Source organism: Kribbella antiqua (assembly GCF_004345665.1).
Lineage (GTDB): Bacteria > Actinomycetota > Actinomycetes > Propionibacteriales > Kribbellaceae > Kribbella > Kribbella antiqua.
The window spans coordinates 41,398-60,563 of the sequence record NZ_SLWR01000008.1; the positions used below are offsets into that span (position 1 = coordinate 41,398).

Annotated in this window: 20 protein-coding genes; 9 read left to right on the forward strand and 11 right to left on the reverse strand. The window is 67.1% G+C overall.

The features are described from left to right. Positions 1 to 5: 5 nt before the first annotated feature. Genes EV646_RS22500 through EV646_RS22510 form a run of 3 tightly spaced genes read right to left on the reverse strand, consistent with a single transcriptional unit; the run spans position 6 to position 3,050 of the window. A complete protein-coding gene (locus tag EV646_RS22500) occupies positions 6 to 854 on the reverse strand; it encodes a carbohydrate ABC transporter permease (protein WP_132151686.1) in 849 nt (282 codons plus the stop codon). After that, positions 844 to 1,779 carry a carbohydrate ABC transporter permease gene (locus EV646_RS22505; protein WP_132151688.1) on the reverse strand — a complete coding sequence of 312 codons (936 nt, stop codon included), beginning with the start codon at positions 1,777 to 1,779 and terminating at the stop codon, positions 844 to 846. The genes EV646_RS22500 and EV646_RS22505 overlap by 11 nt, the downstream gene beginning before the upstream one ends. Continuing rightward, on the reverse strand, positions 1,779 to 3,050 hold the full coding sequence (locus tag EV646_RS22510) for an ABC transporter substrate-binding protein (RefSeq protein WP_132151690.1): 1,272 nt from the start codon (positions 3,048 to 3,050) through the stop codon (positions 1,779 to 1,781). Before EV646_RS22510 ends, EV646_RS22505 begins: the two co-directional genes overlap by 1 nt. Positions 3,051 to 3,247: 197 nt before the next feature. On the opposite strand from EV646_RS22510, the gene EV646_RS22515 reads away from it, so the two are divergent. Continuing rightward, a complete protein-coding gene (locus EV646_RS22515) occupies positions 3,248 to 4,030 on the forward strand; it encodes a FadR/GntR family transcriptional regulator (RefSeq protein ID WP_241996255.1) in 783 nt (260 codons plus the stop codon). Here the strand turns inward: EV646_RS22515 and EV646_RS22520 are convergent. From EV646_RS22520 to EV646_RS22545, 6 genes are read right to left on the reverse strand one after another with little or no spacing between them, the layout of a single operon-like run. After that, positions 3,933 to 5,747, reverse strand: a complete 1,815-nt coding sequence (locus EV646_RS22520) for a GH39 family glycosyl hydrolase (protein ID WP_132151692.1) — start codon at positions 5,745 to 5,747, stop codon at positions 3,933 to 3,935. The two genes, EV646_RS22515 and EV646_RS22520, sit on opposite strands and share 98 nt — an antisense overlap. 19 nt (positions 5,748 to 5,766) lie before the next feature. Beyond that, a complete protein-coding gene (locus EV646_RS22525; protein WP_132151694.1) occupies positions 5,767 to 7,374 on the reverse strand; it encodes a glucoamylase family protein in 1,608 nt (535 codons plus the stop codon). 16 nt (positions 7,375 to 7,390) lie between these two features. Next, the gene (locus EV646_RS22530; protein ID WP_241996256.1) at positions 7,391 to 8,206 is read right to left on the reverse strand and encodes a carbohydrate ABC transporter permease; all 816 of its coding nucleotides are present in this window, start codon (positions 8,204 to 8,206) and stop codon (positions 7,391 to 7,393) included. Beyond that, positions 8,203 to 9,144, reverse strand: a complete 942-nt coding sequence (locus tag EV646_RS22535; RefSeq protein ID WP_132151696.1) for a carbohydrate ABC transporter permease — start codon at positions 9,142 to 9,144, stop codon at positions 8,203 to 8,205. Before EV646_RS22535 ends, EV646_RS22530 begins: the two co-directional genes overlap by 4 nt. Positions 9,145 to 9,149: 5 nt before the next feature. Further along, positions 9,150 to 10,442, reverse strand: coding sequence for a sugar ABC transporter substrate-binding protein (locus EV646_RS22540; protein WP_132151698.1), 1,293 nt, complete (start codon positions 10,440 to 10,442; stop codon positions 9,150 to 9,152). A gap of 9 nt (positions 10,443 to 10,451) precedes the next feature. Next, on the reverse strand, positions 10,452 to 11,495 hold the full coding sequence (locus EV646_RS22545; protein WP_132151700.1) for a LacI family DNA-binding transcriptional regulator: 1,044 nt from the start codon (positions 11,493 to 11,495) through the stop codon (positions 10,452 to 10,454). 104 nt (positions 11,496 to 11,599) lie between these two features. Here EV646_RS22545 and EV646_RS22550 point away from each other — a divergent pair, with 104 nt between their 5' ends. Beyond that, positions 11,600 to 12,175 (forward strand): histidine phosphatase family protein, encoded by a 576-nt coding sequence (locus tag EV646_RS22550; protein WP_132151702.1) that lies wholly within the window; start codon positions 11,600 to 11,602, stop codon positions 12,173 to 12,175. A gap of 160 nt (positions 12,176 to 12,335) precedes the next feature. On the opposite strand, the gene EV646_RS22555 is transcribed toward EV646_RS22550, so the two are convergent. Next, positions 12,336 to 12,887 (reverse strand): TetR/AcrR family transcriptional regulator, encoded by a 552-nt coding sequence (locus EV646_RS22555; RefSeq protein WP_132151704.1) that lies wholly within the window; start codon positions 12,885 to 12,887, stop codon positions 12,336 to 12,338. 88 nt (positions 12,888 to 12,975) lie between these two features. On the opposite strand from EV646_RS22555, the gene EV646_RS22560 reads away from it, so the two are divergent. Beyond that, on the forward strand, positions 12,976 to 13,395 hold the full coding sequence (locus EV646_RS22560; RefSeq protein ID WP_132151706.1) for a DUF4267 domain-containing protein: 420 nt from the start codon (positions 12,976 to 12,978) through the stop codon (positions 13,393 to 13,395). Positions 13,396 to 13,402: 7 nt separating this feature from the next. Here the strand turns inward: EV646_RS22560 and EV646_RS22565 are convergent, their stop codons facing one another. Then, positions 13,403 to 13,807 (reverse strand): NUDIX hydrolase, encoded by a 405-nt coding sequence (locus EV646_RS22565; RefSeq protein WP_132151708.1) that lies wholly within the window; start codon positions 13,805 to 13,807, stop codon positions 13,403 to 13,405. Positions 13,808 to 13,996: 189 nt separating this feature from the next. On the opposite strand from EV646_RS22565, the gene EV646_RS22570 reads away from it, so the two are divergent. The 6 genes from EV646_RS22570 to EV646_RS22595 all read left to right on the forward strand — a co-directional run bounded on the left by EV646_RS22570 (position 13,997) and on the right by EV646_RS22595 (position 19,158). Next, positions 13,997 to 14,878, forward strand: coding sequence for a PHP domain-containing protein (locus EV646_RS22570; protein ID WP_132151710.1), 882 nt, complete (start codon positions 13,997 to 13,999; stop codon positions 14,876 to 14,878). Beyond that, positions 14,875 to 15,492, forward strand: coding sequence for a MarC family protein (locus EV646_RS22575; RefSeq protein ID WP_132151712.1), 618 nt, complete (start codon positions 14,875 to 14,877; stop codon positions 15,490 to 15,492). The genes EV646_RS22570 and EV646_RS22575 overlap by 4 nt, the downstream gene beginning before the upstream one ends. Next, positions 15,492 to 16,382, forward strand: coding sequence for a RecB family exonuclease (locus EV646_RS22580; protein ID WP_132151714.1), 891 nt, complete (start codon positions 15,492 to 15,494; stop codon positions 16,380 to 16,382). Before EV646_RS22575 ends, EV646_RS22580 begins: the two co-directional genes overlap by 1 nt. A gap of 89 nt (positions 16,383 to 16,471) precedes the next feature. Further along, positions 16,472 to 17,308 (forward strand): alpha/beta fold hydrolase, encoded by an 837-nt coding sequence (locus tag EV646_RS22585; RefSeq protein WP_132151716.1) that lies wholly within the window; start codon positions 16,472 to 16,474, stop codon positions 17,306 to 17,308. Between the two features lie 232 nt (positions 17,309 to 17,540). Beyond that, positions 17,541 to 18,338, forward strand: a complete 798-nt coding sequence (locus tag EV646_RS22590) for an ABC transporter permease (RefSeq protein ID WP_132151718.1) — start codon at positions 17,541 to 17,543, stop codon at positions 18,336 to 18,338. Beyond that, the gene (locus tag EV646_RS22595; protein WP_241996257.1) at positions 18,331 to 19,158 is read left to right on the forward strand and encodes an ABC transporter permease; all 828 of its coding nucleotides are present in this window, start codon (positions 18,331 to 18,333) and stop codon (positions 19,156 to 19,158) included. Before EV646_RS22590 ends, EV646_RS22595 begins: the two co-directional genes overlap by 8 nt. Positions 19,159 to 19,166 lie beyond the last annotated feature (8 nt).

Consider the following 19,166-nt stretch of genomic DNA (forward strand, 5'->3'; position numbering starts at 1 on the left):
AGAATTCATCGGCCACCGAGCCCGGTGACGAGCAGGCCGCGGACAAGGTGTTTCTGCAGCAGGATCACGAGCAGGACGGTCGGCAGCATCGCCATCACCGACGCTGCCATCATCAGGTTCCACTGGGTGCCCTGCTGGCCGATGAACTGCGCCAGCCCGAGCGGCACGGTGCCCTTGTCCTCGACGCTGTTGATGATGATCAGCGGCCACAGGAAGCTGCCCCAGAAACTGATGAAGGTGAACACGGTCAGTACGGCGATGGCCGGCCGGGCCAGCGGCAGCATGATCCGCAGGAACGAGCCGAACGGCCCGCACCCGTCGACCCGGGCCGCCTCTTCCAGCTCGGCCGGGACGGTGAGGAAGAACTGCCGCAGCAGGAAGGTGCCGAAGGCGGTGAACGCCCACGGCAGGATCAGCGCCCAGTAGGAGTCCACCCAGCCGAGCGATTGCATCAGCCAGTACATCGGCACGATCAGTACTTCCTGCGGCACCATCAGCGTGCCCAGGAACAGCACGAACAGTTGCTCACGGCCCCTGAATCGCAACCGGGCGAACGCGTACGCCGACATACTCGAGGCGACGACCACGACCGCCGTACCGGCGACGGCGACGAACAGGCTGTTCAGGAAGTACCGGTCGAACGGCGCGAAGGTGAACGCGTCGGCGTAGTTCTGCCAGCGGATCTCCGAGCCGAACAGGTGCGGCGTCGGGGTGAACACCTCGTCGGCCGGCTTCAGCGACGTGGACAGCGCGTACACCAGCGGGCCCATGAAGAAGATCGCCACGATCACCAGGAAGAAGTGCGAGAACCCGCTGCGGACCTTGCGGCCGGCGCTGTTGGTGTCAGACGTCATAAGTCACCCACCGCTTCTGCCCGATGAACTGGATCGCGGTGATGCCCATGATGATCACGAACAGGATCCAGCCGGCGGCCGACGCGAGTCCCATGCTGAGGAACTGCCAGCCCTGGTTGTAGACGAACATGACGAGTGTCTGGGTGGAGACGCCCGGACCGCCCTGGGTCAGGATGAACGGCTGGGCGAACACCTGGAAGGACGTGATCAGCGTCATCGTGGTGGCGAAGAAGATGGACGGCGTGATCATCGGCCAGGTCACGTACCGGAACCGCTGGAAGACTCCGGCCCCGTCGATCTGCGCCGACTCCAGCTGGGACTGCGGCACCTGGTCGAGCGCGGCGGAGAAGACCAGGAAGTTGTAACCGAAGCCCTGCCAGATCGACATCGCCACAATCGCCGGCATGGCCCAGTCCGACGAGCCGAGGAAGTTCGGTGCGTCGACGCCGAACCAGCTCTGCAACCCGGCGTCCAGCAGACCGCCCGGCTGGAACAGCAGCCGCCAGACCATCACGTTGGCCACCATCGGCGTCATCACCGGGATGAAGAACAGCACCCGGAACGCCTGCCGGCCCTTGATCTTCGGCCCAAGCCAGACCGCGAGCCCGAGCGACACCACCACGTTCAGCGGTACGTACAGCACCACGAACAGTGCGGTGTTCAGCACCACCCGCCGGAACACCGGATCGTGCAGCAGGTGGCTGTAGTTCTCGATGCCGAGGAACTTGCGTTCGCCGAACACCGGCCAGTCGAACAGGCTGATGGCCAGCGCCATCGCGGTCGGGAACAGTGTGAACAGAGCCAGCCCGCCCAGGCTCGGCGCCAGGAAGACCCCGGCGTACCGGCCGTCCCTTCGCAGCGCGGGCCGCCGCCCCGCCCGGACAGTTCGTCCAGGCGGAGCAACGGTCGTGGTATCCGTTGCCATTAGGAGCCAGCGCCTGCCTGGTCCTGGATGGTCTTCAGCGCTTGATCGGGCGGGATCTCGCCGTTCAGCGCCTGGGTGCCGAACCGGGTGAGCAGGTCGGCGACCTGGACCCAGTTCTTCGACGTGACCAGCGCGATCGAGTTCTCGGAGGCGTAGTCGATCACCTCTTTGGCTTCCGGGATCTTCGCGGCGGTGAACCAGGCCGGGTGCGCGGCGGTCCGTGCCGGGTACGCGCGGCCGGCCGCGGCCAGCGTGGTCAGCGGTTTGTCACTGGTCATCGACATGATCGCCTGGAAGGCCGCGTCCGGCGTCTTGCAGGACCGGGAGATGCCGAAGCCGGAGCCGGCCGTGTAGGTCTTGGAGCCGTCCGGACCGGCCGGGATCGGCGCGATGCCGAGGTTGAACTTGACCTTGCCCATGGTGTCGATCAGCGACCACGGCCCGTTCAGCGACATCGCCGCCTTGCCCGAGACGAACTGTGTGGTCTCGAAGTCGGTGTTACCCGACGGCACCTGCGGCGCGATCTTGTCGGTGCGGACGAAGTCGGCGTACCCCGCGAACCCCTGCTCGAACTTCGGGTCGGTGAAGTTGAGCTTGCCGTCGGCAAGTGGTTCCGCGCCGGTCTGGGTCCGGACCCAGGACATCACGCCCAGGTCGCCGGGCGTCGTCACCAGGCCGGTCTTTCCGCCGGTGGTGAGCTTCTTCGCCGCGGCCTTGAACTCGTCCATCGTCCAGCCCGGCTTCGGGTCGGGTACGCCGGCGGCCTTGAACGCGTCCTTGTTGTAGAAGATCACCATCGGACCGGAGTCGTAGGGGATCGCGATCTGCTTCCCGTCGGCCTTCAGGCCGTCCATGATCGGCTTGTCGAAGTCCTCGGCCTTCAGGCCGTACTTCGCCATCAGGTCGTCGAGCGGGAGCATGGCGTTCGCGTACGACGCCAGCCGCAGGCTCTGCATGCCGATGATGCAAGGGGCTTTCCCGCTGGCCAGCAGGGTGCCGATCTTGGACCAGTAGTTGTTCCAGTCGGTGCCCTGGAGCTTGACCGTGATCCCGGAATGATCGGCGTGGGCCTGGTCGGCCACCTTCTGCCAGGCGGCCTGGTCCTCGGTGCCACCGACCCAGAACTGCCAGGTCAGATCGGCCTTGTCGGCCGAACCGGAGCTGCCGCTGCTGCCGTCATTACCGCCCCCACAGGCGGCCACGGCCGCAAGAGCCAGCGCTGACACTGCAGCGGTGGCCCAGCGGCGCGCCCGCGCTGGTGTTCCGAACATCTCGACCTCCAGGTCCAGGGGAGAAAATGCGATTCATCCGATCTATATGTCGTCCTCTTGACATGAGTCAACAGTTCGTGTCCTTAATTCAGGGACGAAAGCTGCCTTCAAGCGGTGGAAAATGGGCCAGACATCCGATGTGTCTGACCCTGACATCGGATGTTTGTGCTGTTCATGGCACGAGTTGTCATCCCGGCGTGAGTGAGGAGGTGGAGGTGCGGGTCACCGACGAGGCGATCGACCGGATCAAGGCGATGATCGTGTCGGGCGAGCTGCGGCCCGGCGACCGGTTGCCGCGTGAGCCCGACCTGGCCGCGCGCCTCGGCCTGTCCCGCAGCTCGCTCCGCGAAGCGGTCAAGGCGCTCGCGCTGATCCGGGTGCTCGAGGTCCGGCAGGGCGACGGCACGTTCGTCACCAGCCTCGACCCGGCGCTGCTGATGGAGACGATGGGCTTCGTCCTCGACCTGCACCAGGACGCGTCGGTGCTGGAGTTCTTCGAGGTACGCCGGATCCTGGAGCCGGCCGCCGCCGCCCGGGCGGCGCTACGGATGCCGGACGCGGACATCGCCGCCCTGCGCAAACTCCTGGACGACCTCGGCCCCGAGCCGTCCGTGGAAGACCTGCTCGCCAGTGACGTTGAGTTCCACCGGCTGCTCGCGGTCGGCAGCGGGAACCGCGCGCTGGCCTCGATCATCGACAGCCTGCGCCAGCCGACCTACCGGGCCCGGATCTGGCGCGGCCTGACCCAGACCGACGCCGTCGCCCGGACGCTGGCCGAGCATCGCGCGATCCTCGATGCGATCGAAGGGCGCGAGCCCGAGGTGGCCAGGGCCTGGGCAACGGTGCATATTGCTGGGGTCGAGCGGTGGATCCAGGAGGCGGTCAACCTCGACGGGGAGCCTCAATTTCCAGAAGTACCGCCGACGGCATCGGCAGGGTCAGGTCGACGCCTGATCCGTTCCACTCCACCGGAGTACTGACCAGCTTGCTCCGCTCGGCCAGCTCGGCGAGTTCTTCGTGACCCGGCCAATCGTCGAGGCCGTGCGCGGCCGTCGCGAGGTCACCGACGCCGATCGCCAGCGTGGTCGCTGTCGCCTGCCAGGACGGATCCACGCCGGGCAGCTCGACGTGGACCGTCCTGGTCAGTTCTGGTGCCCCGCGGGCCTTGGTCTGGTCGAGGGTGAGATTCCACAGCAGTACGGCGATCCGGTCGCGATCGCGAGACGCCCACGCCTCCACCAAGCTCCCGCCGCCGTCACCGCTCAGCGTCACCGGCAGCTCGACCGGGCCGAGCCGGCTCAGCAGCGACATTGCGTGATAGCGCGGTTTCGCCAGTCCACCAACGGTTTGCAGCCCGAAGCCACCGTGCAGGAACCGCGGTGGCCGGCCCAGTTCCTCGAAGTGGTCCGACGCCACCCAGTAAGCCAGCGCGTCCACCCTTCCGGCCGCCGATCGCATACCGCGCAGCAGGAACACCCCGGCGAACACCGAGTCGTTGATTGGATTGAAGTGCGTCGGCGTGACACCCCACTCGGTCCACAGGATCCGCGCGTCACTGAACCCGTGCCGATCCAGTGAGGCCTGTACGTCGAGCGGCGGGCTGCCATAAGTGTGGGTCGACACGAAGTCCACGGGCGTCCCCTGAGCCGCCGCGTGTGCGAGTAGGTCGTCGACCCACCCGGCCGCGGCCGACGACGGCCCGCCGATCGCGAGGCGTGGATCGACCGACTTCACGGCTGCCGCGGTCGCGTCGTACAGGTGGAGGTACTCGGTCTTGGTGCCGGACCAGAAGACCTCGAGGTTGGCTTCGTTCCAGACCTCGAAGTCCCAGGTGAGCACCTCGTCGAGGCCGTATCGCTCGACCAGGTGCTGGACCAGTTCCCGGACCAGTTCGTACCAGCGTTCGTACGACTTCGGCGGGGAGATGATCGCGCCGTACGCGAACACGGTCCTGGCCGGGTCGCTGGCCAGGTCGCGCGGCATGAACCCGAGCTCGACCACCGGCCGCAACCCGATCGCGAGCACCTTGTCGTAGATCGCGTCCACTACGGAGAAGTCGTACGACGGTTCGCCGTCGACCTCGGTGTAGACGCGGGTGTCGTCGTGGAAGATCGCGTGCGCCCGGACCGTGCGTACGCCGATCTCGTCATGCATCCGGCGAAGCGCCTGCTCGAGCTCCACACCGATCTCGTGGTCGCCGGACAGATCCTTGCAGAGCAACTGACTGAGCCGCTCGCTGCCGATCATCGGCACCCACGGCTTCGCCAGCTCGATGCCTTCGGCAACCGTATCGACGGTCACCGTGACCTCGGGAAGGGAGCCGTCGGCAACCAACGGTACGGCGCCGACGGTGACACTGGCCCGGCCGGCGACCGTCACCTCCGGCACGCTCGCGACGGCGTACCGGTACGGCGTGCCGGGTGTGCAGGTGGTATCGACGTACGGCGGAGACGGCACCGACAGGACGTCACCGCTGTGGTGATCGACGGGCTCGAGCTTGCCGTGCTCGCCGGTCGCGCGGAGGATCAGGTAGCCGACCGCTCCGTCGACCGGTGTCCAGTCGATCGTCACCTGGCCGACGCCGCCGACCGCCCTGACCTCCTTGGGTGGATCGAGGTCGGGGAAGGCGAACTCACGCTCCTCGTCGCTGCGCCTCGCGATGCGCTCATCCCAGTCGGTCTTGGCGTGGTGCTGCATCAAGAGATCTCCTGTGTGGTTACTCGAGGCCGGACTCGAACTGTTCCATCGCGATCAGCGGCCGGATCCGCTGCTCGACCGTCCGGCTGGCGAAGTTCCGCCGGATCAGGTTGCTGGCGAAGACGTTGCCGATGGCACCCATCACCATCGCCTGGTCGAGGGACAGGTAGCGCCTGGCGATCAAGCCGGACTTCACCGCGACCGAGTCGTAGAAGCCACCACCGCCGTACGCGTGCAGGTTCGTCTCGATCTTGCTCAGGTTGTCGATCGCCTGCTGAGGCGCGTAGGCCATCGCGAGGAACGCCGCGTGCGGGGTGACGACACCGTCGCCGTACGTCGGGTTGGGGTTGGTGCCCTCCCGGCAGCCCTCGAAGCCGGCGTCGTAGTTCGTCGCCTCCAGGTCGGAGGGATAGCCGCCCGGGTCCATCCCGATCGCGTCGACGCCGTACACGGAATAGCCGCCCTTGGGGTTCGAGGCGGGGGAGAAGCCCCAGTAGCCGTACTTGGCGTCGTCCAGGCCGTGCTCGATGTGTGCGCGGACGGTCAGCGGGTGGTTGATGCCCCAGCTGCGCGGCGCCCAGGTCGCCTCCGGGACGAACAGGTCGGGCATCAGCGACTCGAACATGTCGCCGCCCCACGACGGCACGAGCCGCATCCCGCGGTACGAGTAGGTGCCCTCGAAGACATCGAGGCCGAGATAGGTCCGGTGCACACCCTTGGGCTTCTGCTCCACCCAGGACCAGTCGCAGGTGTCCGGGAAAGTGCGGTACGTCGCGAAGTACTGCGTGTGCGGGACCTGGTTCAGCGCGAATCCGACGTACCCGGCGATCCGGGCCTCGGTGTTGCAGGTGTCGTAGTGGAACTTGCGGTAGTACACGTCCGGACCGACGCCGGCGTGGTTGCCCTTGTCGGTCTCCTCGTCCGGCGGTGGGGTCTCGAAGAAGCCGCCGCGCATCAGCCCGCCGGGCCGGGCCGCGGGGTTGTAGTAGAAGGCGAAGTTCATCTTGTTCAGCAGCTCGTCGGCGAGGGCCTGGGCGCCGGGTTCGGCGTTGCGGACCACCATCAACGCGCAGGCGAACCAGCCGTTGTCGACGCTCGACACGAACGGCGTGATCGGTTTCGTCCCGTCCGGGTCGGTGGTCAGGACCGCACCGGTCGCTTCGTCGTACCAGTTGAAGTACATGCCGCTCGGGTCGTGGTGGTCGACGTTCTTCATCGTGGTGAGCGTCTGCCTGATCCGGCGCAGGGACTCGCCGGGGGAGATGATGCCGAGCTCACGGGCGACGATCGTGCTCCACAGGTAGCCGCCGATGTTCGTGGGGGAGGTGTACTTGTTGCGGACCGGGTTCGTGACGGACTCGCCGATGTTGTCGGCGGGCAGCCCGGTCTTCTCGTCGGTCATCGCGACCAGGCTGCGCCAGGTGTCCCTGGCCCACCGGCCGACCAACGCCCGATCGGCACGTGTCGGGGCCCAGTTCCCTCTGAGCAGCTGGGCCGGCGTCGAGCTGCTGCCGGCGTACGTCGTACCAGAGCTGCTGCCGGCGTACGTCGTACCAGGTAAGGAGGTGGCCACAGCGGCCGTGCCGGCGGCGGTGAGCAGGGTGCGGCGACTGATGTTGGCGGTCATCTTGTCTCCAGAAGAGTTATTTGAGGCCGGTGATGGCGATTCCGCGGGTGACGTGGCGCTGGAAGAGCAGGAACATCACCAGCACGGGGATGACGACCACGACCGCGCCGGCCATCAGCAGGCCGAAGTTCTGCGCGTTCTGGCCGGTCGAGTACAGCGCCAGGGCGACCGGAAGGGTGTATTTGTCCTCGGTCTGGGCGATCACCAGCGGCCAGAGGAAGTTGTTCCAGGAGCCGAGGAAGGTCAGGATGCCGAGCGTCGCGAGCGCCGGTTTGGTCAGCGGCAGCATGATCCGGGCGAAGATGCCCAGCTCGCTGCTGCCGTCCACCCGGCCGGCGTCCATCAGATCGTCCGGCAGCCCGGAGAAGAACTGCCGCATCAGGAACACGCCGAACGGCGAGACCAGGAACGGCAGGATCAGGCCGGGGTAGCTGTTCGCCAGCCCGGCGTTGGTGACGAGCACGAACAACGGCACGAACGTGACCATGCCGGGGATCATCAGCGTCGCCATCACCAGGATGAAGAGCGCGTTGCGGCCCTTGAACCGCAGCTTGGCCAGCGCGTAGCCGATCATCGAGCAGAAGGTCAGGTTCCCGGCCGTGACCGCGACGGCGACGAGCGCCGAGTTGAGGAAGTAGCGCGGGAAGTTGGCCTTGTTGAACAGGTCGTCGTAGTTCTGCGTGGTCGGCTGCTGCGGCCACCACGTCGGCGGGACGCGGAGCAGTTCGCCCTGCGTCTTGAAGCTGCCCAGCACCATCCAGGCGAACGGCGCCGCCACGGCGATCAGGCCGAGCACGCCGATCAGGTAGATCCACCAGGTACGGCGCATCATTTCTCCCTCAGCAACCGGAACTGGATGAACGTGACCACGGCGATCACGACGAACAGCAGGTAGGCCATCGACGTGGCCAGGCCGTAGTTGCCGAAGCCGAACTGCTGGTAGGTGTACATCGACACCGACAGCGTGCTGTTCAGCGGACCGCCCTGCGTCATCACGAACGGCTCCTCGAAGAACTGCAGGTAGCCGATGCCCGAGGTGACGCTGGTGAACAGGATCGTTGGCCTGAGCAACGGCAGGATCAGGTAGCGGAATCGTTGCCATGGGCTCGCACCGTCGATCTGACCGGCCTCTTCGACCGAGTCCGGAATGCTCTGCAGACCGGCCAGAAAGATGATCATCGCGGACCCGAAGTTCCGCCAGACCGCCATCGCGATCAGCGACGGCATCGCCAGCGTCTTCGACGCCAGCCAGTTCGGACCGTCGATGCCGACCAGGCCGAGCGCCGAGTTCAGCAGGCCGGCATCCGGTGACAACACGAACCGCCAGATCACCGCGATCGCGACGATCGAGGTCACCACCGGGAGGTAGTAGGCCACCTTGAACAGGCTCTGGAACTTCTTCACACCCCGGTCGAGCAGGACCGCGGCCGCGAGCGCGACCAGCAGTGTCAGCGGTACGCCGACGACGACGAAGTACGCCGTATTGAACGCCGCCTTCCGGAACGTCTCGTCCTGGAAAGCCTTCACGTAGTTGCCGAACCCGACCCCGTTGACGGCGAACGGCGTCCGCAGATCCCGCTGGCGCATGTCGGTGAAGCTCGTCGCCAGCGACCCGAGCACCGGCCCGGCGGTGAACGCGAGGAACAGCACCGCGAACGGCAACACCAAGATCCACGCCGCCGCCGTCTGATGGTCGAGTCGTCGCCGGGGGCGGCGCCCGGGTGGCGGCGTACTGGATGCCACCCGGGGCGACTCCGTAACAGTGGACATCCGAATCAGCTACCAGTGCCGATCGACGATGCCTTGGTTTGGATGGCCTTGGCCGTGTCCGCGGGGGACTGGTTCGCCTTCACCATCTTCTCGATCTCGGTGTCGAAGGCGGTCGCGACCTGCTCCCAGTTCACGATCGCAGGCGGCGCCTTGGCCGACTCGAGCTGCTTGCCGAACACCGGCAGCAGCGGGTCACTCGCGATGCTCGGATCCTGCCAGGCGCTCTTCACCGACGGCAGGTCGGACGACAGCTTGAACCACGCGGCCTGCGTCTTCGGGTCGGACAGCCACTTGACGAGCTTCCAGGCGCTGTCCTTGTTCTTCGAGTTCTTGAACACGACGAAGTTGGAGCCACCGACGAACGACGTCGAGGTCTTGTTCTTCGGGATCTCGAACACCCCGATGTTCGGCTTGATCGCGTCACCGCCGACCTTGGCCACCGACCCGGCCATCCACGGTCCGGAGATGAACATCGGCACCTGGCCGTTCACGAACTGCGCCTCGGTCTGGTTCGGCGGCAGGTCGGCGCCGGCCAACTTCTCGGTGAAGAAGCTCTGGTAGTACTTCAGCCCTTCCTGCATCTCCGGCGTGTCGAAGGTGAACTGCTTCTGGTCGTCGGTGGTGAGGTTCGCACCGGCGGACCAGGCGAACGGCATCACCGTCTGCCAGGAGCCTTGACCGCCCGGCTGCAGGTTGATCCCGTACTTGGCTCCGGCCTTCTCCTTCATCGCCTTCGCCATCGCCTTCAGGCCGTCCCAGTCCGTCGGCGGTGTGCTGAACCCGGCCTTGGCCGCCAGGTCCTTGCGGTAGTAGACCAGCCGCGTCTCGACGTACCAGGGAACGCCGTACTGGGTGTCGCCGACCTTCGTGGTGTCGAGCGCACCGGGGTAGAAGCCGGCGTTGTCGAAGCCCTGTGGGGTCGGGTCGAGCGCGCCGAGGTCGGCGAACTCACCCATCCAGGTCGTGCCGACCATCGCGGCGTCCGGCACAGTCTGCGCGGTGATCGCGGTGGTGAACTTGTTGTGCGCCGAGTCCCACGGGATCGGGGTGACGGTCACCTTCACACCCGGGTTGGCTTGCTTGAACTGCTCCATCAGCTTGGGCAGGTTCTCGCCCTCGGTGCCCATCGCCCAGACCGTCAGGTTGCCGGTCGCAGGACCTTCGCTGACCGTGGTCGTTGCCTGTGGCGCCGATCCGGAATCCTCCGCGGACCGGCCACAACCGGCCACTGCCAAGGCCGTGGCGGTGATTGCAGCGCTGCCGATCACCAGCCGGCGGCGGATGCTGTGGGTGATCATCTGTTCTCCTCAGTCGATTACTGCTGCATCCCCCGGACCCGTGCCACAGCTGTCCCGCAGCACGAGTTGTGTCCCCAGTACGTCGTTGCGCGCGCGGGTGCGTTCCCCGGTCACCCGCTCATGCAGTCTCTGCGCGGCCAGTCGCCCAAGCTCAGCCATCGGCTGCCGAACCGTAGTCAACCCAGGCGACACATACCGAGCCGCCATCACGTCATCCCACCCCGTCACCACAATCTCGTCCGGCACGTCGACCCCACCGGCGCACAACGTGGCAAGCGCAGCCAGCGCCAACTCATCGTTCGCACACACCAACCCATCGGGAGTCTTCGCTTTCCCACCCGTTGCCTGCAGCACCTTTTCGGCGACCTCTCGGCCGGCCTCCTCGGTGAGTGGAACACGCTCGGGCTTCGGCACCTGCAGGCCGCGACTCTCGTGGGACTTGGCGAAGCCGGCGTAGCGTTCTGAGACGTCGTACGAGCTGGCTGGGTCGCCGACGAAGAGGAGGTTGGTGCGGCCGTGGTCGAGCAGTCGTGTGGTGAGCTGCTCGGCGCTCGCCGCGCTCTCGCTCCGGACCGAGTCACAGCCGGTGACCGGGGGATGGGCGATGAGGACGAGCGGCACCCCGGCCTTGCGCAGGCCCTGGATCGTGGGCAGGTCCAGGGCGTTGCCGTGGACAACGATCCCGTCGACGCGGCCGGCCAGGTCGCGGACGGTCCGTTCCGGATCCGGGTTTCCGTGCGTCACCGTCATGATCACGCTCTGGCCGTGTGCACCGGCCCAGCGCTCGTACCCCATCAGCAGGTCGCCGTAGAACGGGCCCGCCAGGTCGGGCAGCACGAGCCCGTGCGCCTCATGTCGTTGTACCGCGAGGCTGCGGGCGGCGCGCAGCGGTACGTAGTTGAGCTCGCGTGCCGCCTGGTCGACCCTCGCGCGTGCCTTCTCCGACACCGGCCCGGTCCCTTGCAGCACACGCGAAACCGTCGCGATCGACAGCTTCGCGTGGGCCGCGACGTCGTAGATCGTCGCCGGCCGGCCGGTGGGTCCGGAAGGCACTGGAACACTCCTGGGGGTCAGAGTGGAAGCGCTTACAGTTTCGACCCTGCCGTGTCCGGGGTGGTTGGGTCAAGAGCTGGCGTGTCATCTGCGAGGATTGATCGGTGACCTCAGGCGAACGACAGGACCAGCTGTTTCTGGTTCGGCACGGCGAGACCGAGTGGAGCAAGTCCGGCCGGCACACGTCGACCACCGACCTGCCGCTGACCGCCGACGGCGAACGCATCGCCAAGTCGTTGAAGGAACGGCTGGCCGCGGAGACCTTCGACCTCGTCCTCACCTCGCCACGGCAGCGAGCCCGTCGTACGGCGGAACTCGCCGGCTTCCCGGACGCCGAGGTCGACGAGGACCTGGTCGAGTGGGATTACGGGGACTACGAAGGCATCACCACCGCGGAGATCCGCAAGACCGTGCCAGGCTGGACGGTCTGGTCCCACCCGGTGCCCAATGGCGAAACCCCGGCTCAGGTCGCCGCTCGCCTGGACCGCGTCAACGCCCGCATCGCCGCTATCCCCGGCGACGTCCTCGTCTTCGGCCACTCGCACTGCCTGCGCGGGCTGACCGCCCGCTGGCTGGAACTCGACGTCACCGAAGGCCGCCACTTCGTCCTCAACACGGCCACCATCTCAGTCCTCGGCTGGGAACGAGGCTCCCCCGCCATCCACCACTGGAACAACTGACACCCCGCGCCGACCACCCCATCGGCCACGCGCACGCCCCAGCCCGGCGTCGCTTCCTGAGTGGCGACTTTGTGCATGAGATCCGTACGGCGACATGCCTGGAGTACGGATCTCGTGCACAAAGTGGTGACCCCGACCACGGCTGCGCCGGGGTCGGTGGTCAGGTGGTGAGGAGGGTGACGAGGATGTCGGCTCGGGCTTGCAGGTGGTCGGGGCGGAGCCGGGCGGTGTGGTTCAGGGTTGCCTGGCCGTGGAGCGCACTCCAGAAGACCTCGGTGAGCGTCTCGACGTCCACGCCGTCGCGGGCGAACGGTTCCACGGCCTGCCGGATCTCCCCGAATGCCGCGATCAGCGCAGCCGGAGTTTCGTCGCTGCCGAAGCTCAGGTCGGTACGGCGTACGAACATCGCCTCGTACAGCGCCGGATGCTCCTCGGCGAACCGCAGGTAGGCGGCCGCGACCTCGCGCAACCCCTCGGCCTCACCCAGCGCGACCGTCAGCTCCTCGACGCCTTCGAGAGCGACGGCGGTGGTGATGGCGGTCATGTTGGGGAAGTGGGAGTAGAGGACGGGCTGGCTGTAGTCGACCTTCTCGGCGAGACGGCGGGTGGTGACGGCCTCCCAGCCCTCGGCCTCGGCGAGTTCACGCGCGGTCTGGACGATCAGCCGGCGGCGCTCCTCGCGCGCCCGCTCCCGGCGTCCCTGGCTTGGCATGACTGAATCCTAGCATCGCTAGACAATCTAGCGACGGCAATGTTAGCGTCGCTAGGAAAATTAGCGCTGCTAGTCAATAGGAGTTCACATGCGTCGCTTCACCACGGTCCTCACCGTCCTGCTCGGACTGTTTCCGGTCTCGTTCGGCCTGCAATACGTGCTCGATGGGCCCGGCGCCGCGGCCGGCTTCGGCATCGACCCCTGGCCGACCGGCGTCGCGGCCGGCTACTTCGCCGTCAAAGGCATCCGCGACATGGTCCTCGGCCTCAACTTCCTGGTCCTGCTCGCTCTCGGCCAGCGCCGCGCCGCCGGGATCCTGATGGCTGTCGCCGTACCGATCGCCTTCACCGACGCGATCGTCGTACTCACCCACGGCGGCAGCCTCGCCACCGCCCTCGGCATCCACGTCCTCACCGGCCTCATCGTCCTCGCCGACGCCTGGCTCCTCCTCCGCGAACGCCCCGCCGCGGAGACCTCTCACCCGACCCCGGTGCCGGCCCACTCATAAAGCTCGATCAGCCGGGGAGGGCGTTCCACTGGGCGAGGGTGGAGGCGAGGAGGGTTGCTGTTGGGAGGTTGTCGAACTCGTCGCGGCTGACGAACTTCGCGTCGCTGGCGTCGTCACCGGCCTTCAGTTCGCCGCTGACCGCGAGCGCTTCGTAGTCGCGGATCACGTAGAGCTGACCCTTCGGGCCTTCACGTTCGACCTCGCCGACCAGCGCACCGACCTCGACGACGAGCCCGGTTTCCTCGGCGACCTCGCGGGCGACCGCGGTCGGATCGTCCTCACCCGGCTCGACCCGGCCGCCGGGCAGAGACCACAGTCCGCGACTGGGTTCGTTGGCCCGGCGAACCACGAGCAGCCGGCGCTGGTCGTCGTACACGAGAGCCCCGACACAGTCGACGCGGTGCGCATTCATGCCACCACACGATAAGCGCGCCCGACCCAACCACAGTGCGGTTTCCGGAAGAAAATCGTCGCCTGGTGCAAATTTTCTCCGGAAACCGACCGAGGTGGGGAAGGGCTGGGGACAACCGGCCGGGTTCTGGGGGTGGACGCGGATAGCATCAGCGGTGAGAGATCACCTTCGAAGGGACCCGGACCGCTCGTGCGCATCGACCTGCACACCCACTCGAACCGCTCGGACGGCACCGACCCGGTGGACGTCCTGCTGGCGCAGGCCAAGCGGGCGGGCTTGGACGTGATCGCGCTCACAGATCACGACACGGCCGACGGGTGGGCCGACGGACGGCGTGCCGCGGAGGAGCTCGGCATCGGATTCGTCCCCGGCCTCGAGATCTCGTGCAAGCTCAACGGCATCAGCGTGCATCTGCTCGGCTACCTGCCGGATCCGTCGTACGGGCCGCTCGCCGAGGAGCTGCGGATCGTCCGCGACGGCCGCACCGACCGGATCCCCTCGATCGTCGCCCGGCTGAACAGCCTCGACGTACCACTGACCGTTGATGAGGTCCTGGCCCAAGCCACCGGTACGCCGTCCGTCGGCCGTCCGCACGTGGCCGACGCGCTGGTCGCCAACGGAACGGTCGCCAACCGGAGCGAGGCATTCGACCGCTTCCTTGCCGACGGCAAGCCGGGCCACGTGTCGCACTACGCGATAGAGCCGAGCCGCGCGATCGATCTCGTCCGCGAGGCCGGCGGCGTACCGATCATCGCCCACCCGTGGGGCCGGTCGAGCTACCGGGTGATGACCAAGGGCACGATCGCCAAGCTGGTCGAGGAGCACGGCCTGGCCGGCATCGAGGTCGACCACCAGGACCACTCCGAAGAATCCCGTACGGCGTTACGCGGCATCGCGGAGGATCTCGGCATCATCTACACCGGCTCCAGCGATCACCACGGCGTCGGCAAGATCGACCACGACCTGGGCGTCAACACCACCGAGCCGGAGCAGTTCGAGCGGCTGCTGGATGTTGCCAAGAGCAACGCCGCGGCGAGTGCGGCGACGGTGCCCGAGGCTTTCCTGCTGTGAACAGCGTCATCAACCTGGGGTTGCTCAGCGAGGTCTTCGTCACGCTGTTCGTGATCATGGACCCGCCGGGCACGGTGCCGGTGTTCATCTCGCTCACCGCGGGCCAGCCGCGCGCGGTGCGGAAGAAGGCCGCGTGGCAGGCGGTGCTGGTCGCGTTCGGGGTGATCGTGGTGTTCGCCGCCTTCGGGCAGCAGATCCTGCACAACCTCGGCATCACGCTGCCGGCGCTGCAGTGCGCGGGCGGTCTGCTGCTCCTGCTGATCGCGCTGCAGTTGCTGACCGACACCGCGGAGGATCCGGTCCAGACGAAGAACGTGAACATCGCCTTCGTCCCATTGGGTACGCCGTTGCTGGCCGGGCCGGGCGCGATCGTCGCCACGATGGTCTTCGTGCAGCAGGCGGACGGCGCGGTCCCGGACGTAGTCGCGATCGCGGTCGGCATCATCGCGATCCACCTGGTGCTGTGGCTGACGCTGCGATTCTCTGGTGTGATCATGCGGATCCTCGGCGAGAACGGCGTACTCCTGGTCACCCGGATCGCGGGTCTGCTGCTGAGCGCGATCGCCGTACAGCTCGTCGCGGACGCGGTGACCGACTTCATCAAGGCCGGCTGATGGACGACATGCTGCCGGGGATGCCGACGAGGTTGTTCGTCGCGACGCCGACGAAGCTGCTCAACTTCGCGGATTGCAAGCGGAAGTACCGCTACACCTACCTGGAGACGCCACGGCCGCCTAAGGGTCCGCCGTGGGCGCACAACACCGTCGGTGCCGTCGTCCACGAGGTGCTCGCCGACTTCTTCGGTCGCTGGCCCGCTGCCCGTCGTACGCCGGATGAGGTCGTCGCCAAGATGCGGTCGAGCTGGCGGAGCGAGGGCTTCCGGGACGAGGTGCAGTCGCTGGATTGGCGGGATCGCTCGACGTCCATGGTGCTGACGTATTTGCGGGATTCCGACCCGTACTACGAACCGCGCGGCGTGGAACGTACGGTCGCCTTCACCACCACGCGGGCGTCCCTGCGCGGCCGGGTGGACCGGATCGACGAGCGCCCTGCCCCGGACGGAAGTGGCGAGACGGAGCTGGCGATCGTCGACTACAAGACCGGTCGCCGGCCGCTGACCTCGACGGATGCGCGGTCGTCGCTGGCGATGGCGTTGTATGTGCTGGGCGCTCGGCGTGTGCTGCACAAGGCGTGTACGCGCGTCGAGCTGCACCATCTTCCGACCAATTCGGTCGCGGCCGCCGACCACGACGACGCTTCGCTGTCTCGGCACCAGGGCCGCGCCGAGTCCATCGCGGATGACGCGGCCGCTGCTGAGGCGCGCTGGCATGAAGGTCTCACGCCGGCCGAAGCCGATGCCGTCTTCCCACCTGAGCCTTCCCCTCTCTGCGGGTGGTGCGACTTCGTCCGTATCTGCCCCCAGGGCCGCCGAGTCGCCCCACCCCGCGACCCCTGGTCCGGCCTCGACGACCTCACTCCCATCCCGGACGCCGAAGCCAGCTGATCCCTTATCCGGGTCATGCCAGCGGCGTGTGCGTGGGATGACAGCGAGAGGTCGGACAGTTTGGGGGTGACTGAGAGGGGTTGCCTGCCATGACTGCGAAGACCGTGAACAAGCTGGCTGTGCCGGGGGCCACGTTGCATTACGAGATCACCGGATCCGGCCCGGTGCTGCTGCTCATCCCGGGCGGCGGGACGGATGCGGGGATTTTCGACGGCATCGTCGGGCAGCTCGCCGCCGACTACACCGTGGTGGCCTACGACCCGCGCGGCAACTCCAGAAGCCCGTACGACGGTGAGCCCACCGACGAGCGGGTCGACCAGTCGGCCGAGGACGCGCTGGCCCTGATCACCGAGGTCGGCCGCGGCGAACCGGCGTACGTGTTCGGCAGCAGCTCAGGAGCGATCACCGGCCTCGAGCTGATCACCCGGTGGCCGGACCGCGTGCGGATGCTGGTCGCACACGAGCCGCCGGCGGTCGAAGTACTGCCGGACGCCGAGGACGCGCGCGCGTTCTTCGAGGACGTCTACGACACGTACCACCGCGACGGCCTCGATGCCGCGGACCTGCTGTTCGGGGTCGGGACCGGCATGGACCAGGACGAGCTGCCGCCGCCGGAGGACCTGCTGCCGGAGTTCCTCGAGCTGTTCCGCCGGATACGGGCGAACGCGGGGATCTTCTACGAGCACAAACTGCTGCCGTACACCCGGTACGAGCCGGACCTGGCCGCGCTGGAGGCCGTCGCGGACCGGATCGTTCCCGCGGCGGGACTGGTCTCCGCGGAATACCTCCCCGGTCGGCCGATCCAGGTGATCGCCGACCACCTCGGCTGGCCGGTCGTCACGTTCCCGGGCGGCCACGTCGGGTACTCGAGCCATCCGGTCCCGTTCGCGACCCTGCTGGCTCGCGTGCTCGAGGCCGAGCTCTGATCCACCGGCCCGGGCGCGGTCTGAGGGGTCCTCGCCCGGGCCGGTTCGCTATTTGAGTTGACGCCCGACCGTTGCACGTCGTACGGTCCGATCCTTTCCTTGACAACGGCGTGGATCACCCATGCCTGTCACAGTGGTGTCCGAACCCCCGGGTCCTGACGGATTCGGGGCAGTTCCGCGTGCCGCTGGACGTCTCGGACACCACCTCTAGCTTTAGGAGAGGAGGTTTGTCGTGGGCGTCTACTGGGCGATCGGCGTACGGTCGTTCCGCCGGTTCTCGACGTACCGGATCGCCACTGCGTCCGGCGCGTTCACCAACACGGTCTTCGGGTTCATCCTGTGCGGGATCTATCTGACCCTGTGGCACGAGCGGCCGGGGCTCGGCGGGTACGACGTATCGGATGCGTTGACGTTCGTGTGGTTGCAGCAGGGACTGCTGATGCCGATCGGGATCTTCGGCGCGACCACCACGGTCGAGTTGGGGGAGCGGGTGCGGTCCGGCGAGATCGCGGTGGACCTGTACCGGCCGACGCATCTGATGCTGTGGTGGTTGTCGGTCGATCTCGGGCGGGCGATGTTCCAGTTGATCGTGCGTGGTGGTGCGCCGCTGCTGGTGGGTGCGTTCGTCTTCGACCTGAAGTTCCCTTCGGGTGCGCTGACCTGGCTCGCGATCGCGCTCGGGCTGGTGCTGGGCATCCTGGTGAGCTTCGGGCTCCGGTACCTGGTGGCGCTGTCGGGGTTCTGGATCACCGACTCGCGCGGCACCGAGCATCTCGCGCTGGTGCTGTCGCTGTTCTTCTCCGGGACGGTCCTGCCGCTGGTGGTGTTCCCCGGCTGGATCGGCGACTTCGCCCGGGCGACGCCGTGGGCCGCGACGCTGCAGGTGCCGATCGACATCTGGCTCGGCCGGAATCCGGGTGGGGTCGGGGCGGCGTTGCTGTTCCAGCTCGGGTGGATCGTCGTACTGCTGCTGATCGGTCAGCTGGCGACGTCGTTCGCGACCCTGAAGGTGGTGATCCAGGGTGGTTGAGCGACCCTTTGACCGGCTGCGCAAGGTCCCGGGCCAGTACTGGATGCTCGTGCTGATGTGGATCCGGTCCGCGCTCGCGTATCCGGCGTCGTTCGTGTTCATGGTGGGTAGTTCGATGCTGATCACGGTGCTGGACTTCGTCGTGATCGTGATCATGTTCAACCACATCAAGTCGTTCGGCGGGTTCTCGCTCGGGGAGATGGCGTTGCTCTACGCAACGGCGTCGATGACACTCGGGATCGCCGACCTGTTCACCGGGTCGATCGAGCGCGTCGGCGAGCGCATCCGGACCGGGTCGATGGACGTCTACCTGATCCGGCCGGTGCCGGCCTTCGTCCAGGCGGCCGCGGATCAGTTCGCGCTGCGCCGGATCGGACGCCCGCTGCAGGCCGGGGTCGTGCTGGTGTTTGCCTTCAGCCACCTCGAGGTCGACTGGACCGTTGCCAAGGGCATCATGCTGGCGCTGTCGATGGTTGTCGGAGGCATCATCTTCGCGGCGATCTTCGTGCTCGGGGCATCGTTCCAGTTCGTCGCGATCGATTCGGCCGAGCTGGCCAATGCCTTCACCTACGGCGGTCAGACGCTGACGCAGTACCCCTTGTCGGTCTTCGGCAAGGACATCGTCCGGGCCGTCACCTTCGTCGTACCGCTTGCCTTCGTCAACTATTACCCAGTGCTGTACGTGCTGGGCAAACCGGCGCCGTTGGGGTTGCCGTCCTGGATCGGCCTGCTGTCGCCGGCGGTCGCTGTCGCGATGGTCGCGCTGGCGTCACTGGCCTGGCGGGGCGGTCTCCGTCGCTATCGCAGTACAGGGAGCTGAGCAGTGGC

Excerpts from the sequence above, each read along its gene's own strand:
- EV646_RS22500 (WP_132151686.1), bottom strand. The coding sequence starts at position 854 with ATGACGTCTGACACCAACAGCGCCGGCCGCAAGGTCCGCAGCGGGTTC.
- EV646_RS22505 (WP_132151688.1), bottom strand. The coding sequence starts at position 1,779 with ATGGCAACGGATACCACGACCGTTGCTCCGCCTGGACGAACTGTCCGG.
- EV646_RS22510 (WP_132151690.1), bottom strand. The coding sequence starts at position 3,050 with ATGTTCGGAACACCAGCGCGGGCGCGCCGCTGGGCCACCGCTGCAGTG.
- EV646_RS22520 (WP_132151692.1), bottom strand. The coding sequence starts at position 5,747 with ATGCAGCACCACGCCAAGACCGACTGGGATGAGCGCATCGCGAGGCGC.
- EV646_RS22525 (WP_132151694.1), bottom strand. The coding sequence starts at position 7,374 with ATGACCGCCAACATCAGTCGCCGCACCCTGCTCACCGCCGCCGGCACG.
- EV646_RS22530 (WP_241996256.1), bottom strand. The coding sequence starts at position 8,206 with ATGATGCGCCGTACCTGGTGGATCTACCTGATCGGCGTGCTCGGCCTG.
- EV646_RS22535 (WP_132151696.1), bottom strand. The coding sequence starts at position 9,144 with ATGTCCACTGTTACGGAGTCGCCCCGGGTGGCATCCAGTACGCCGCCA.
- EV646_RS22540 (WP_132151698.1), bottom strand. The coding sequence starts at position 10,442 with ATGATCACCCACAGCATCCGCCGCCGGCTGGTGATCGGCAGCGCTGCA.
- EV646_RS22555 (WP_132151704.1), bottom strand. The coding sequence starts at position 12,887 with ATGCCAAGCCAGGGACGCCGGGAGCGGGCGCGCGAGGAGCGCCGCCGG.
- EV646_RS22560 (WP_132151706.1), top strand. The coding sequence starts at position 12,976 with ATGCGTCGCTTCACCACGGTCCTCACCGTCCTGCTCGGACTGTTTCCG.
- EV646_RS22565 (WP_132151708.1), bottom strand. The coding sequence starts at position 13,807 with ATGAATGCGCACCGCGTCGACTGTGTCGGGGCTCTCGTGTACGACGAC.
- EV646_RS22580 (WP_132151714.1), top strand. The coding sequence starts at position 15,492 with ATGGACGACATGCTGCCGGGGATGCCGACGAGGTTGTTCGTCGCGACG.
- EV646_RS22585 (WP_132151716.1), top strand. The coding sequence starts at position 16,472 with ATGACTGCGAAGACCGTGAACAAGCTGGCTGTGCCGGGGGCCACGTTG.